Origin of the sequence: Shewanella sp. GD03713 (genome assembly GCF_029843705.1) — a bacterium.
Lineage (GTDB): Bacteria > Pseudomonadota > Gammaproteobacteria > Enterobacterales > Shewanellaceae > Shewanella.
Genome location: NZ_JAOCIW010000001.1, coordinates 458,737 through 472,767, shown reverse-complemented (window position 1 = coordinate 472,767; position 14,031 = coordinate 458,737). Strand labels below are relative to the sequence as shown.

Annotated in this window: 15 protein-coding genes; 8 read left to right on the top strand and 7 right to left on the bottom strand. The window is 48.2% G+C overall.

Features of this window, described 5'->3' with window-relative positions; all coding sequences use genetic code 11:
- The first annotated feature begins 28 nt into the window (after nucleotides 1-28).
- The 3 genes from yacG to N5E87_RS02195 all read left to right on the top strand — a co-directional run bounded on the left by yacG (nucleotide 29) and on the right by N5E87_RS02195 (nucleotide 1,355).
- Complete coding sequence (gene yacG, locus N5E87_RS02205; RefSeq protein ID WP_011621218.1) at nucleotides 29-238, top strand: DNA gyrase inhibitor YacG; 210 nt, start codon at nucleotides 29-31, stop codon at nucleotides 236-238.
- A 34-nt stretch (nucleotides 239-272) separates the two neighbouring features.
- Nucleotides 273-671 (top strand): 8-oxo-dGTP diphosphatase MutT, encoded by a 399-nt coding sequence (gene mutT, locus N5E87_RS02200; protein WP_279774975.1) that lies wholly within the window; start codon nucleotides 273-275, stop codon nucleotides 669-671.
- A gap of 147 nt (nucleotides 672-818) precedes the next feature.
- Nucleotides 819-1,355 (top strand): thioredoxin family protein, encoded by a 537-nt coding sequence (locus N5E87_RS02195; RefSeq protein WP_086903877.1) that lies wholly within the window; start codon nucleotides 819-821, stop codon nucleotides 1,353-1,355.
- Nucleotides 1,356-1,429: 74 nt separating this feature from the next.
- Here the strand turns inward: N5E87_RS02195 and N5E87_RS02190 are convergent, their stop codons facing one another.
- Both N5E87_RS02190 and rhlB read right to left on the bottom strand, forming a co-directional pair.
- Nucleotides 1,430-2,356, bottom strand: coding sequence for an exopolyphosphatase (locus N5E87_RS02190; protein ID WP_088586235.1), 927 nt, complete (start codon nucleotides 2,354-2,356; stop codon nucleotides 1,430-1,432).
- Complete coding sequence (gene rhlB, locus N5E87_RS02185) at nucleotides 2,357-3,676, bottom strand: ATP-dependent RNA helicase RhlB (protein WP_086903875.1); 1,320 nt, start codon at nucleotides 3,674-3,676, stop codon at nucleotides 2,357-2,359. It lies immediately after the preceding gene.
- Nucleotides 3,677-3,828: 152 nt separating this feature from the next.
- Here rhlB and trxA point away from each other — a divergent pair, with 152 nt between their 5' ends.
- Together trxA and rho are read left to right on the top strand one after the other, a co-directional pair.
- Complete coding sequence (gene trxA / locus N5E87_RS02180; protein ID WP_011070766.1) at nucleotides 3,829-4,155, top strand: thioredoxin TrxA; 327 nt, start codon at nucleotides 3,829-3,831, stop codon at nucleotides 4,153-4,155.
- Between the two features lie 211 nt (nucleotides 4,156-4,366).
- Entirely contained in the window at nucleotides 4,367-5,632 is a 1,266-nt protein-coding gene (rho, locus tag N5E87_RS02175) for a transcription termination factor Rho (protein WP_011621213.1), read from the top strand.
- Nucleotides 5,633-5,809: 177 nt separating this feature from the next.
- Here rho and N5E87_RS02170 read toward each other — a convergent pair whose 3' ends face one another.
- A complete protein-coding gene (locus tag N5E87_RS02170) occupies nucleotides 5,810-6,742 on the bottom strand; it encodes a LysR family transcriptional regulator (RefSeq protein ID WP_279774972.1) in 933 nt (310 codons plus the stop codon).
- Between the two features lie 118 nt (nucleotides 6,743-6,860).
- On the opposite strand from N5E87_RS02170, the gene N5E87_RS02165 reads away from it, so the two are divergent.
- Together N5E87_RS02165 and N5E87_RS02160 are read left to right on the top strand one after the other, a co-directional pair.
- Nucleotides 6,861-7,883, top strand: coding sequence for a zinc-binding alcohol dehydrogenase family protein (locus N5E87_RS02165; RefSeq protein ID WP_279774971.1), 1,023 nt, complete (start codon nucleotides 6,861-6,863; stop codon nucleotides 7,881-7,883).
- The gene (locus N5E87_RS02160; RefSeq protein WP_086903872.1) at nucleotides 7,880-8,164 is read left to right on the top strand and encodes a putative quinol monooxygenase; all 285 of its coding nucleotides are present in this window, start codon (nucleotides 7,880-7,882) and stop codon (nucleotides 8,162-8,164) included. Before N5E87_RS02165 ends, N5E87_RS02160 begins: the two co-directional genes overlap by 4 nt.
- A gap of 61 nt (nucleotides 8,165-8,225) precedes the next feature.
- On the opposite strand, the gene N5E87_RS02155 is transcribed toward N5E87_RS02160, so the two are convergent.
- From N5E87_RS02155 to N5E87_RS02140, 4 genes are all read right to left on the bottom strand, one after another.
- Complete coding sequence (locus tag N5E87_RS02155; protein ID WP_086903871.1) at nucleotides 8,226-8,957, bottom strand: fumarate reductase iron-sulfur subunit; 732 nt, start codon at nucleotides 8,955-8,957, stop codon at nucleotides 8,226-8,228.
- Nucleotides 8,957-10,963: a fumarate reductase flavoprotein subunit gene (locus tag N5E87_RS02150; RefSeq protein ID WP_086903870.1), complete on the bottom strand. Its 2,007-nt coding sequence runs from the start codon at nucleotides 10,961-10,963 to the stop codon at nucleotides 8,957-8,959. Before N5E87_RS02150 ends, N5E87_RS02155 begins: the two co-directional genes overlap by 1 nt.
- Nucleotides 10,964-11,024: 61 nt before the next feature.
- Complete coding sequence (locus tag N5E87_RS02145; protein ID WP_011621208.1) at nucleotides 11,025-11,696, bottom strand: fumarate reductase cytochrome b subunit; 672 nt, start codon at nucleotides 11,694-11,696, stop codon at nucleotides 11,025-11,027.
- 206 nt (nucleotides 11,697-11,902) lie between these two features.
- Nucleotides 11,903-12,628 carry a fumarate reductase cytochrome b subunit gene (locus N5E87_RS02140; protein WP_086903869.1) on the bottom strand — a complete coding sequence of 242 codons (726 nt, stop codon included), beginning with the start codon at nucleotides 12,626-12,628 and terminating at the stop codon, nucleotides 11,903-11,905.
- Nucleotides 12,629-13,069: 441 nt separating this feature from the next.
- Between N5E87_RS02140 and prmA the strand changes: the two genes are divergently transcribed.
- The gene (gene prmA, locus N5E87_RS02135; protein WP_011621206.1) at nucleotides 13,070-13,951 is read left to right on the top strand and encodes a 50S ribosomal protein L11 methyltransferase; all 882 of its coding nucleotides are present in this window, start codon (nucleotides 13,070-13,072) and stop codon (nucleotides 13,949-13,951) included.
- Nucleotides 13,952-14,031: the final 80 nt, after the last annotated feature.

Here is a 14,031-nt window from a genome sequence, read left to right as displayed (position 1 = left end):
TCAGTCGACTGCTAAGGAGAAGTCTATTATGCCGTTAACCGTCAACTGTCCAATTTGTAAAACCCCAGTAGAATGGGTTCCTCAATCGGAATTCAAACCCTTTTGTAGCGAGCGCTGCAAGATGATTGACCTCGGCGATTGGGCCTCCGAAAAACATGCTATTCCGGTCAAATCTGAGTTTGACCTCGACGCGTTAGATGAACTCGGTTACGACGAAGAAAGCTTTTTCAAAGAGTAAGACTCAATAATCAGCCCTTTATAAGCAGAATTTTATGACAAAACGCATTCATGTTGCCGTCGGCATTATCCTCAACCCTAACGGGCAAATCCTACTCGCTAAGCGACCAGAACATTTACATCAAGGCGGTAAGTGGGAATTTCCAGGAGGCAAAGTCGAACAGGGCGAAACCGTCACCCAAGCCTTAATTCGTGAGCTAAAAGAGGAAGTTGCGCTAATCGTCAGCGAAAGCGAGCCTTTTATGGCGCTAAGCTACGATTATCCCGATAAACAAGTGTTACTCGATATTCATACTGTCAGTGAATTTACGGGAGAAGCGCAAGGGCTTGAAGGGCAACAGATTGCTTGGGTCAATAAACATGAGCTGAGCCATTACGACTTCCCCGAGGCCAATAAACCGATCCTTAGTAAATTATTGGCACAAGCCGAATAACAACACCGCTATTTTGCAGGCAAGATTTAGGTTTTACATTAGCGATACGTGATCTGGGTTGCAGCAAATTCATCCGCAACTTTTAGAAAGCGCAAATTAGTGTTTGAATGCAATCTCATTATTCTTCTTCGATTTCGAGGGCATATCATGCACAATAACGTCAAAGCATTACTCGCCACGACCGCGTTATTTTTTAGTTGCCAAGTACTAGCAAATGGCGGCTGTGGCTTTGAAGAGCAACAACAGGGCTTGATTGCCACCTGCAGCGAGGAGAAACAAGAAGTGATTTTAACCGGTGTAGTTGAAGCGCAACATTTAGTAAAAGATCTCAATGAGTTTGCTGAGGGCTACAAGAGCTATCAAGTGGATACCACATCCTTAGCCCCTCTTAAAAATATCACTGAGCCAACCGAAATCGTGGTCATCATCGGCACTTGGTGCCCAGACTGCCATCGCGAAACACCACGCTTTATTCGCATTATGGAAGAAGTGGCTAACCCCAATATTAAAGTGACTTATATTGGGGTTGATCGCAGCAAGCAAGATCCTGAAGGACTGGCGGCAAAATACGAATTTAAACGTATTCCCACCTTTATCGTGCTACAACAGGGTAAAGAAATTGGCCGTATTGTTGAGCGTCCAACCGTCTCGCTCGAAAAAGATTTAGTCGAGATTTTAAACTAATCTCGAGTCGGTAAATAATAAAGGCCGCTAAGTCTACACTTGGCGGCCTTTATCTTTTTAAAATGGAGCCGAAGTTAAATCGCTTCTTCTAAAATTCGCTGCGCCAGCATCACTAACACCCCTTCACGCAGTGCGCCGCCTGATAGCGCCAACTGCTCAATCCCCAAGAATTCAAAGAGCGCGAGTAAAATTGCCACTCCTGCGGCAAATGTCGGTGCGCGCTCGGCACTTAGGCCGATAATCCCCATAAGGCTGGCATGTTCTTCGGCAAGGATTTCCGCTTTAAGCTGATTCAGCACAGCTAAGGTAATGATTTCAGACTGCTTACGGTGCATTAATACTTCGACTACAGATTGCACAGCGCCAGAAGCCCCCACCACACAGTGCCATCCTAAGTCTTTTAACCTTTGCCTATGTTCACCTAAGACTTCCAACACTTCCTGCTTGGCATCGTCAAAATCGAGCTCTTGCAACGGGGCATTGTTAAAGAAGCGACGATTAAAGGTCACACTGCCCATAGGCAAACTGGTCTTAAACTGAACTTGGTGACCATCACCGATAATAAACTCGGTACTGGCGCCGCCAATATCGATCACTAAACGTCGACCTTGGCCGCAAGTGGTCGCCACCATACCTTGATAAATCAGCTCAGCTTCACGCATGCCTGAGATAATCTCAATCGGATGACCCAAAAGCGGAATCGCCTTCTGATTAAACTCATCGGAATTATGGATACAGCGCAGTGTCGCGGTAGCAATTACAGCGACATGATTAGGATGGATTTTATGCAGCGCTAACATTTGGGCAAACATTGCTAGGCAATCTAGACCACGCTGCATCACTTCTGCGGTTAGATGACCATCTTCGCCAATGCCTTCGGCTAACCTTACTTTACGTTTGTATTTAGCAATAATGTGTGGCTGACCGCCTTTTGTCTTAGCGATCAGCATATTAAAGCTATTAGAGCCTAAAGTAATGGCGGCATAAGCGGGTGTTGGCATTTAAGGCTGTCTACGCGTCCTGTCATGGCGAGGTGGACGTCCACCACTGCGATGGGCACCTTGTGGTCGCCCTGCACCTGAGCGTTCACGTAAATTGCGTGCTCCCGCAGGATGCTTGCGATGAATTTTGACCGGCGGCGGAATATCTTCCAGCAAGGCATCACGGTCATAATTGCTCACAGGAATAGAGTGATTGATGTAGGTTTCAATCGCAGGCAAATTCAGGGCATATTCTTCACAGGCAAAACTGACCGATACACCTTTGTTACCCGCACGCCCAGTACGACCAATACGGTGGACGTAATCTTCGCAATCATCAGGTAAATCATAATTGTAGACGTGGGAAACATCGGAAATATGCAGTCCGCGCGCGGCAACGTCGGTCGCGACCAGAATATCTAATTGGCCTTGGGTAAATTGCTCGAGAATGCGAATACGCTTCTTCTGCGGCACATCGCCCGTCAGCAAACCAACACGGTGCCCATCCCCTTCAAGCCAAGACCATAGGTTTTCACAGCTGTGCTTAGTGTTTGAAAAAACAATGGCCTTCTCTGGCCAATCTTCTTCAATCAGCGTTAGCAGCAAACGCATTTTGTCTTCTTGGGAAGGATAGAAAATTTCTTCTTTGATGTTCTTGGAGGTTTTTTCTTCGGGGGCGATTTCGACTTTCACAGGATCATTCATATGATCGTAGGCGAGTTCCTGCACTTTCATCGAAAGTGTCGCCGAAAACAGCATATTCAGACGCTGATCGGCACTGGGCATACGTCGGAATAGGAAACGAATATCCTTAATAAAACCAAGGTCGAACATACGGTCGGCTTCATCTAGTACCACCGCTTGAATGCCACCGAGATTGATAATCCCTTGACGAACGTAGTCAATGATTCGCCCGGTCGTACCAATCAGAATATCTACGCCTTGATCGAGCGTCTTGCGCTGTACATCATAGCTTTCACCGCCATAGACAATGCCGACTTTTAAGTGGCTGTGTTTGGCTAGAAGAATTGCGTCTTTCGCGATTTGAATCGCCAGTTCACGGGTTGGAGCCATAATGATGGCGCGCGGCTGATTTAATTGACGGTTTTCAGGAACAGGCGTCGACAATAAATGGTTAAATGTGGCAACCAAAAACGCCATTGTCTTACCCGTGCCCGTTTGGGCTTGGCCGGCGATATCTTTTGATTGAAGTAATACGGGTAATGATAACGCCTGAATCGGCGTACAAAATTCAAAGCCGTTTTCGGCAAGTGCCTGTTTAACCTCTGGATGCAGAGGAAGGTCGGCAAATTTTTGATTAGATAAATGTGTTTGGCTCATAGCGCAAGCATACCATTTGGGGTTGCAATAAGATACTCGATCGTTTGAAATAGCCACATTGTAAAAAGGTAACTTGAAAAGCTATTTTTCAGCCCCAATATACATGGTAAGCCATTAACAAACCAGCAATGGCAACCAAACTGGAGAACATCATGAGCGATAAAATTATATACCTGAGCGACGACAGCTTCGAAAACGACGTATTAAAGGCCGATTTACCAGTATTGGTAGACTTTTGGGCTGAATGGTGTGGTCCATGCAAAATGATCGCTCCAATCCTTGATGACGTTGCCGAAGAGTACGCAGGTCGTGTGACTATCGCTAAATTAAACGTTGACCAAAACAACGTTTCTCCAGCGAAATATGGCGTTCGTGGTATCCCAACTTTACTGTTATTCAAGAACGGGGAATTAGCGGCAACTAAAGTTGGCGCACTGTCAAAAACTCAATTAAAAGAGTTCATCGACGCACAAATCTAATTTGTTGTCGCTATGAGTGACCTCCGGCACAAGCTTTAATTAATTGTGCCGGAATACCCCTAAATTTCTGGACGCCCCGCTTTGTTAGTGCTACTTTAATAACCAGATTCTTTCTAACTAAACCACTTCTCGCTCGTCAATCACTATCCTGAATCACAAACTTTACTGATTGATCGCGGTAAGCTTTGTCGCGTAACACAAGATCCCCAACATGAACTTAACTGAATTAAAAGACACGCCGATATCCGACCTAGTTTCGCTAGCCGAAAATATGAAACTCGAAAATATGGCCCGTGCTCGCAAGCAGGACATTATTTTCTCTATTCTTAAAGCCCACGCCAAAAGTGGTGAAGACATTTTCGGTGGCGGTGTATTAGAAATACTCCAAGACGGATTCGGTTTCTTACGTAGTGCAGATGGATCTTACTTAGCTGGCCCTGATGATATTTACGTATCACCAAGCCAAATTCGCCGCTTTAACATGCGAACGGGCGATACCATTTTTGGCAAGATTCGCCCACCAAAAGAAGGTGAACGTTATTTTGCCCTGCTAAAAGTTAACGAAGTTAACTTCGATAAGCCCGAAAACTCTCGCAACAAAATCCTCTTCGAAAACTTAACCCCACTCCACGCAGAAGAACGTATGCGTATGGAGCGTGGTAATGGCTCTACTGAAGACATCACTGCCCGTATTCTGGATTTATGCTCTCCTATCGGTAAGGGTCAACGTGGTCTGATCGTCGCGCCACCAAAAGCGGGTAAAACCTTATTACTGCAAAACATTGCTCAGTCTATCACCTACAACAACCCTGAAGTGGTGTTGATGGTATTGCTGATCGATGAACGTCCTGAAGAAGTGACCGAGATGCAACGCCTAGTTCAAGGTGAAGTGATTGCATCGACCTTCGACGAACCAGCCAGCCGTCACGTACAAGTGGCTGAAATGGTTATTGAAAAAGCCAAACGTTTAGTTGAGCACAAGAAAGACGTTGTGATCCTACTCGACTCTATCACCCGTTTAGCGCGTGCATACAACACTGTTATCCCATCATCGGGCAAAGTGTTAACCGGTGGTGTGGACGCAAACGCCCTGCACCGTCCTAAGCGCTTCTTTGGTGCAGCTCGTAACATCGAAAACGGCGGCAGCTTAACAATTATTGCCACCGCACTGGTTGATACTGGCTCGAAAATGGACGAAGTAATTTACGAAGAGTTCAAAGGTACTGGTAACCAAGAACTGCATCTGTCACGCAAGGCCGCTGAAAAACGCGTATTCCCTGCGATTGACTTCAACCGCAGTGGTACTCGTCGCGAAGAAAAGCTGACCACACCTGATGAACTGCAAAAGATGTGGATCCTGCGTAAGATCTTAAATCCAATGGATGAAGTCAGCGCAATGGAATTCCTGATCGATAAACTGGCGATGACTAAGACTAACGAAGAATTCTTCACCGCGATGAAACGCGCTAAGTCTTAATCCTAGGTTTAGGGTCAAATCTTTCAAAAAAGCCGCTTAATGCGGCTTTTTTATTGCGCCGAGTTTAGCTGGACAAGATGAAATCACAGAGCGTTGAGCCCTCTTCAGAGAGGAAATCACGAAGGCAATCCACTTATCAAACCTCAGCGAACTCCCTTAGATTCCCGCATTCAATTGTTATTTAAACTGCGTTTCAGACTTAAGGTATGCCGCTAGGGCACGACTTAAGGCTTGAGTCTGTTGCCTGAGCATTTCACGAAGTAACAGCACCACGGGCGTGACATGCTCACGCCCAGGGCACACTAAGTATAAATTAACCGATTCGCCCCGATATTCTGGCAGCAAGGGCACAAGGCGCCCAGCCATAATATCCTCCGCCAGATCTAAGCTCGACTTGAACACTAAACCCTTACCTGCCACGGCCCAGCGGCGCGCAATCTCAGCATCATTGGCGCTGCGATTACCCGTCACGCGGATTTTAAATTCCTGGCCATCACGCTCAAATTGCCATTGATCATGGGTGCGGTCATCGAGTTTATAAAACAAACAATTATGCTGAGCTAGCTGTTCTAAGGTTTCTGGTTTGCCAAACTTGGCGAGATATTCAGGTGAAGCACATAATAATCGGTCGGCGCAGCAAATCGGAAATGCGACCTGATTGGAGTCCTGCGGTTTACCGTAACGTACCGCGACATCGATTTTATCGTGGTAAAAGCTGCTAATGTTATCGCCCAAATGCAACCGCACCTGTAGCTGCGGAAAATCTAACAGGAAGTCATCGAGCCAAGGGACAAATAAGTTACGCCCAAAATCGGATGAAACCGACAGGCTCAAGGTGCCAGAGACTTTACCTTTATCGCTGGCAATCGCCTGTTCCCCGAGGGCGAGATCACTCAAAGCACGGCGGCAATGGATAAGATAGCGCTCACCTTGAGCAGTTAATCTCAGGCTTCGGGTCGTACGTACAAATAGGCTAGTATCGAGTTGTTTTTCAAGCCGTTTAATCGCTGCGCTCGCCGATGCTGCCGAGAGTTCCATTTCAACCGCAGCAGCCGAAATACTGCCGCAATCGGCAACGCGAACAAATAGTGCGAGATCATTCAGCAGCATGATTTTCAAAAATCCTTTGAAAAAATTACAAAGTTTACCCCGTTTATCTAGGCTTTAATATTCCACACAATAGTTGCCATTGACAAGTACAGACACCAGCCGCCAGCGAGGAATCAAGATGAAAGCCATAGGTTATCAAACCGCGGGAGCCGTCGATGCACCCAATGCATTACAAAACATCACCTTACCTGAACCTACACCGCAAGGTTTTGATCTGCTAGTTGAGGTGAAAGCCATATCCGTTAATCCCGTCGATACCAAAATCCGCGCATCAAGCTCAGTTCCAGCAGAGGAATATAAAATCCTCGGTTGGGATGCGGTCGGAGTCGTTAAAGCCGTGGGTGACAAGGTGAGCCTGTTTAAGGTGGGCGATGAAGTCTGGTATGCCGGCGAGATTAGCCGCAGCGGCAGCTATGCCGAATATCAGTTAGTCGATGAGCGTATCGTGGGCCGTAAACCTCAAACCCTAAGCAATGCACAAGCAGCAGCGCTCCCCTTAACCAGTATCACGGCTTGGGAATTGCTGTTTGACCGTTTAGGTCTACCGCAGGACGGCTCAGCCACGGATGCACGTATTCTGATTATCGGTGCCGCTGGCGGCGTAGGTTCTATCATCACTCAACTTGCGGTCAAGCTAACTGGCGCCGAGGTGATTGGCACTGCATCACGTCCTGAATCCGCAACTTGGGTTAAAAACTTGGGTGCCGATGCGGTCATAAATCACAACAAGCCGCTCTCGGAGGAGCTAAAGCAGTTGGGTATTGCCGACGTTACCCATGTGATTAGCCTAACCCAAACCGATAAGCACTTTGACGAAATCGTAAAAGTGCTTAGACCCCAAGGAAAACTGGCGCTAATTGATGATCCAGTCGGTCCACTGGATGTGATGAAGCTTAAACGTAAAAGCCTGTCGCTACATTGGGAACTCATGTTTACCCGCAGCCTCTTTCAAACCGAAGATATGATTGCCCAGCATCATCTGCTCAACCGTATCGCAGAGCTGATTGATGCAGGAACAGTGCAAAGTACTTTTGGTGAGCATTACGGCACTATCAATGCACAAAACTTGCTTAAGGCGCATGCACAAATTGAGTCGGGTAAGGTCATAGGTAAAATTGTGCTAGAAGGATTTAGCCAATGAAAATCACGGTTTTTGCGCAAATCCAAGCACATCCAGGCCAAACAGATTCGCTGTTTAACTTGCTCAAACAGTTAGTGAGGGATACCCACACAGAGGCTGGTTGTTTTGAGTATACGCTGCATCGCTCTTTAGATAATGCAAATCACTTCTGGATGTATGAAGTGTGGCAATCTCTAGCAGCGCTGGAGGCACATATGGCAAGTCCGCACTTTAGTGCTTTCGTAACAGCATCAGAAGAACTCGTTAAGCAGGTTGATATTCATAAAACCTATGCCTGTTAACGACCAAAAGCAAAGCGCCTAATCAGGCGCTTTGCTTTTTGAATCAAACAGCTAACAGAAATTAAACTAAGGTCATCGCCATTTTGCGGCGCAGATAGGCTATCTGCTGCATATGGGGCAAATCCTTCGGACAGTTGTCTTGGCAGCCGAGCAAGGTCATACAACCAAACACGCCATCCTGATTGCCAATCACATGGTAAAAATCTTCAGCCGTGCGCGCATCGCGGCTATCGAGTTCAAAACGGGCGATTTTCATCATGCCCACGGCCCCAACAAAGGTCTCACGCATTTGTTTAGTGGCGCAGGCTGATACACAAACACCGCACTCGACGCAGCGCTCTAATTCATAGAGCCGCGCCGCTTCCTCTGGCGCCATAGGCTCTTCGAGTCGATGAATACTGATATCATTCGCCTTTGGGTGTAACCACAGCTTCAAGCGCTCGGCGAGTTCGCGCATAAACTTACCCGTGTTAACCGATAAATCGCCAATTAATTCAAAGCCAGGTAATGGCATTAGGGTGATTTCTCCCTTGGGATATTTGGCGGTTAAGGTACGGCAAGCTAAGGTTGGGAAACCATTGATCACCATGGCACAACTGCCGCAAATCCCCGCCCGACAGACAAAGTCAAACTGCAACGACGTATCTTGCTCTTCTCTGAGCTTATTGAGTGCAATAAATACCGTCATGCCCGGCGTTTCGGTGAGATGATAACGCACCATCTTCGGCTTATCGTTTGGCTCCTGCGGATCATAACGAAAAATATTAAAGGTTAACTGGCGACCTTGGCTCATTATGATTTTTCTCCTAGCACATTGGCAGATGGTCTTTGTAAGGTATCGCTTAAACGTTCATTTTTAGCTTGTAAGCTCGGCGGCAGCTCGAATGGCATCAGCGCCGCTTGGCGTTGATAACGATCGGCATCGTCACCCAGCCCTGCCAAAATCTCGGCAATTTGTTGCTCGCGTTTGGCGGTATCGGGGTGTGCGATGGCATTATCGATACCATAACCCCGGTATCCCGGCGGCAGCTCCATCTTCATCACATCCAGCCGCTCGTAGCTTAAAACGGGGGCCAACGCCTCGGCATCGGGCCAACTGGCGAGAGTACGGTTGAGCCAGTCTCTGTCATTACGCTGCGGATAATCCTCACGGGCGTGGGCACCACGGCTTTCGGTACGCGCTGCTGCGCCACAGGCAACGGTCAACGCTACCTTGAGCATCCGCTTCACCCTTAGCGCTTCTACCAGCTCTGGGTTAGCGTGGCGTTTCTTGCACTTAATGCCGAGTTTACGTGAGCGCTCAAGCAGGGCTTTTAGCTCAGTCACCGCTTTATCAAGCTCAGGGCCGTTACGGAAAATCCCCACGTAATCCATCATAATCCGCTGCATTTCGCGTTTAAGTACAAAGGGACTTTCATGGCCTTCGCCATCGACTAAGGTGTCGATTTCAGTCTGCACCTGTCGCATAAATTTCTCGGCAAGCTGAGTGTCGATTTCAAGGCTATTATTCTCACAAAAATCAGCCACATATTTGCCGATAATCATGCCACCCACCACGGTTTCGGCGAGCGAGTTACCGCCCAAGCGGTTAAAGCCATGCATATCCCAACAGGCCGCTTCGCCGACGCTGAATAAGCCCTTAAGCTGCGGACTCTCGCCCGTCGCTTTAGTGCGGATCCCGCCCATGGAATAGTGCTGAGTTGGACGAACGGGGATCCAATCCTTCGCAGGGTCAATCCCGAGGAAATTCTCGCAAATCTCCTGCACTTCACGCAGGTTGGTTTCGATATGCTTGCGCCCAAGCAGGGTGATATCGAGCCATAAATGTGGGCCATAGGGGCTATCGACGCCCTTACCTTTACGCATATGTTCGGTCATGCGGCGAGACACCACATCCCGCGACGCCAGCTCTTTCTTCTCTGGTTCATAGTCCGGCATAAAACGGTAACCGTCTTTATCCCGCAGCAAGCCACCATCACCGCGGCAACCTTCTGTGGTTAAAATCCCCACGGGCACAATCGCCGTTGGGTGGAATTGCACCGCTTCCATGTTGCCAAGGGTCGCAACGCCCGTTTCGAGCGCCAGCGCCTGACCTATCCCCTCGCAGATAATCGCGTTGGTTGAGACTTCATAAATCCGGCCATAGCCACCGGTAGCAATAGTGGTCGATTTCGCGACATAGGCACGCAACTCACCCGTGATTAAACAACGGGCAATTACCCCGTGGCAACGTTGACCGTCGTGGATAATCGCCAGCGCTTCGACGCGTTCGTGGACAGGAATATCCATCGAAATCGCTTTGTTATCCATGGCATAGAGTAAGGAGTGGCCGGTACCGTCAGCGGTGTAGCAGGTGCGCCACTTTTTGGTACCACCAAAGTCACGGGCATTGATCAGACCGTGGGCCTCTTCGGCTTCCTGCAAGGTGACTTTTTGTGCGTTAACAATGACGTCCCTCGGGCCTGCGGTTACACGTGTCCAAGGCACACCCCAGTTGGCTAATTCACGCACCGCCTTAGGCGCACAATGGGCAAACATTCTGGCGACTTCTTGATCGCAGCCCCAGTCCGATCCTTTCACCGTATCTTGAAAGTGCACGTCTTCATCATCGCCCATGCCTTTAACTGCATTACCAAGGCTTGCCTGCATTCCGCCCTGCGCCGCCGCAGAGTGAGAACGTTTAGCGGGGATAAGCGATAGCACTAAGGTATCTAACCCGCGCTCTTTAGAGGCAATGGCCACCCTCAGGCCAGCCAATCCGGCACCAACCACTAATGAATCGGTATAAATCAGTTTCACGCCTGCTCCTTAACGGGTACTGCTGTTATTGTTTTAGGACAACACTCTTTTGTTATATTCGCTAACTCGCGTGGGGTAAAAATGCCAATAAGGAGGCAATCCCTACAGTGACAAACGCGATACTCACAATGGTTTTAATCTTACGTAAACGGCTGCGACTATTGAGATCCCGCGCAGCGCCCCACTTCAGTGCTACGCGGTAAATCCCGATGGCCGCATGTAACTCCACCGTCAGTAATAGTGGCAGATACACCATCCACACGCCTTGATTCCAAATCCGCTCTGCACTGCCCTGCGGGCCAATGGTTTCTGGCGCCGAGCCGATAAGCCATAGATGCACCGGCAGCAATAACAGGATCACCACGCCCGTAATGGCCTGCCAACGCCAGAGACGAGTATCGCTGTGATTGATCACTTGCATCTGTTGTTTTAGCGCCCGTTGCTGACGCAAACTCATGGGTAACTTTTGCAGTGCAACAATCACATGCACCAATGCTAGGGCGGCAATCCCCACAGCAATACAAGTCACCACCCAGGGATAGCCATGGCCATCACTGGAGAGAAAACTTAGCTCCATAGTTCGAGCCACCCAGTTCATGGCATCGCCACCCAATAAAATGGATGACACCAGCACTAAGTGGGTCCACAAAAACACCGCCAGAATGACACCCGACAAACTTTGGCTTAAATCCAGCCACGCACTCCATTTTTTTATACTTAGTTTGATTGCCATTGCTTTCGCCTCGCGCCGCAGGCTCCTAAGAGCCCTGCTTAATAAGTTGTCCTCGAAAATTAATATCGCTCACAAATCCATCAAAAAACCTGAGTTAGATCAACTAGGAGGCGAATAATTAATCGAATGCTTAAATATTAGCAGCGAAACAAAATCCTGCTGCGCCCAAATCCATCAGGGATAAACGCAGCAGAATTGGATTTCAATCAATGGGGCACGTAAGGCTGCACCGGCACACTTAGCTCACTACCGATAAACATATAGGAGACTAAGCTCGCACCACCTAGGCATAACAAATAGATAATCAATACCTTAGCAAGCTTACGTAAGCCGGAGCGCTGGGTCGTGATGCCCCACTTAACCGCCACTCGGTATAAACCAATCATGGCGTGGATGACGACTGCGGGCAGCAACAGAGCGTAGAGCAACCAAGCATTATCGTGATAGACACGCTCGGCCGATAAATGTGGACCAATTTCAGGATTTAAGATCATGGTAAAGAGGTGGACAGGCACTAGGAAAAACAAAATAAAACCCGTGATTAATTGCCAAAACCAAGCATGGGTATCGCGATGTTTAATGCCTCCTAAATGTGATCGCAACGCTCGCCACTGCCCAAGCTGCGCCGGAAACCGCCTAAGAGCAACGGCAGCATGTAGAATCACCACCAGCAGCATAAACACTGAGAAGAGTTTAGTGACAATCGGAAAGCCATGGCCCGTACTACTAAACATACCGCCTTCGAGCAACTGCACCACATGGTAAAAGGCCTCTTTCCCCAGCAGAATGCTCGACTCGAAATGCATATGTAACAACAGAAAGCAGCCCAGCATAATACCAGTCGCGCTCTGTAATCTATCGGCCTTAGCCGACCAAGGGTGACCTATCCCCTGTGTTTTCACGCTAGTGTGAACGCGCGTTACGCTTGTCATCTTGCTTTTACCCTTTAATGGTTTGTTGACGCCTCTTTGCAAACTACACCATAGCAGCAACAAAAAACGCGGCTGAGTGTCACAGATTTAAAGCGTGAGGCAACTCACGGGATAAGCGTCAACTCTTAGAAGAGGATCACAAAAAAGTCGTAAAAACCAAACAAAGGTAAAACCAATTAACCATTATATTTCATGGCTTTATATTAAAAATCGAAACGAGCGGTTCGATTTTGCGTACAACCAACAGCTGACAAGCTAACTCCTTGTCCATGCTGAAATAAACCTCGTTTACTACCCAAAACCCCTAGATTGCTAGCGCAAATCCCTCAACCCACCTCATCGACATCGCTAACGTTTAATTGCCATCGAATTCTGCAAATTAGCGCAGTTTGGGTATACAATAGCGCGATATTTTTTAAACCTAGCCACAGGATTTTACCCATGCCTTGGATCCAACTTCGCATTAACACTAACAGTGACGATGCTGAAACCATCAGCGACTTACTTATGGAAGAAGGCGCCGTTTCTATTACCTTTGAAGATGGTAAAGACACCCCAATTTTTGAGCCTAAACTGGGCGAAACCCCTCTGTGGCAAGATACCGTTGTGGTTGCCCTGTTCGAGGCTGACACAGATCTCGCACCGACTATCGAGATGCTGAAAACCCTGCCGTTTTTAGGCGAGCACTTCAGCCACAAAATCGAGCAAATTGAAGATAAAGACTGGGTTCGCGAGTGGATGGATAACTACCACCCAATCCAATTCGGTAAACGCCTATGGATTTGCCCAAGCTGGCGTGAAGTTCCCGATCCGAGCGCAGTGAACGTGATCTTAGATCCGGGTCTGGCCTTCGGCACAGGCACTCACCCAACGACAGCACTGTGTTTAGAGTGGTTAGATAGCTTAGATCTCAGCAATGAAGAAGTGATCGACTTTGGCTGCGGCTCAGGCATTCTCGCCGTGGCGGCGCTGAAACTGGGCGCAAAAAAGGTCACAGGTATCGATATCGACTATCAAGCCATCGAAGCCTCTAAAGCCAATGCCGAGCGTAACGATGTTGCTGACCAATTGGCACTTTATCTGCCAGAAGATCAACCCGCCGATCTTAAGGCCGATGTGTTAGTTGCCAATATTCTCGCAGGCCCACTGCGTGAACTTGCCCCCCTTATCGCCGAGCGTGTCAAATCTGGCGGTAAATTAGCCCTTTCTGGACTGCTTAAAGAGCAAGCGCAAGAAATCTCTGACTTCTATAGCCAATGGTTCGACATGGACGAAGCGGCTCACAAAGAAGATTGGAGCCGCTTGACAGGTAAGCGCAAATAACGCTAAAGGGTGGCGCAACATGCGCCACCACTGGCTTAGGCTTATTTTGTCGATGACTTCTCAAGGCTAAAAAGTCAAGA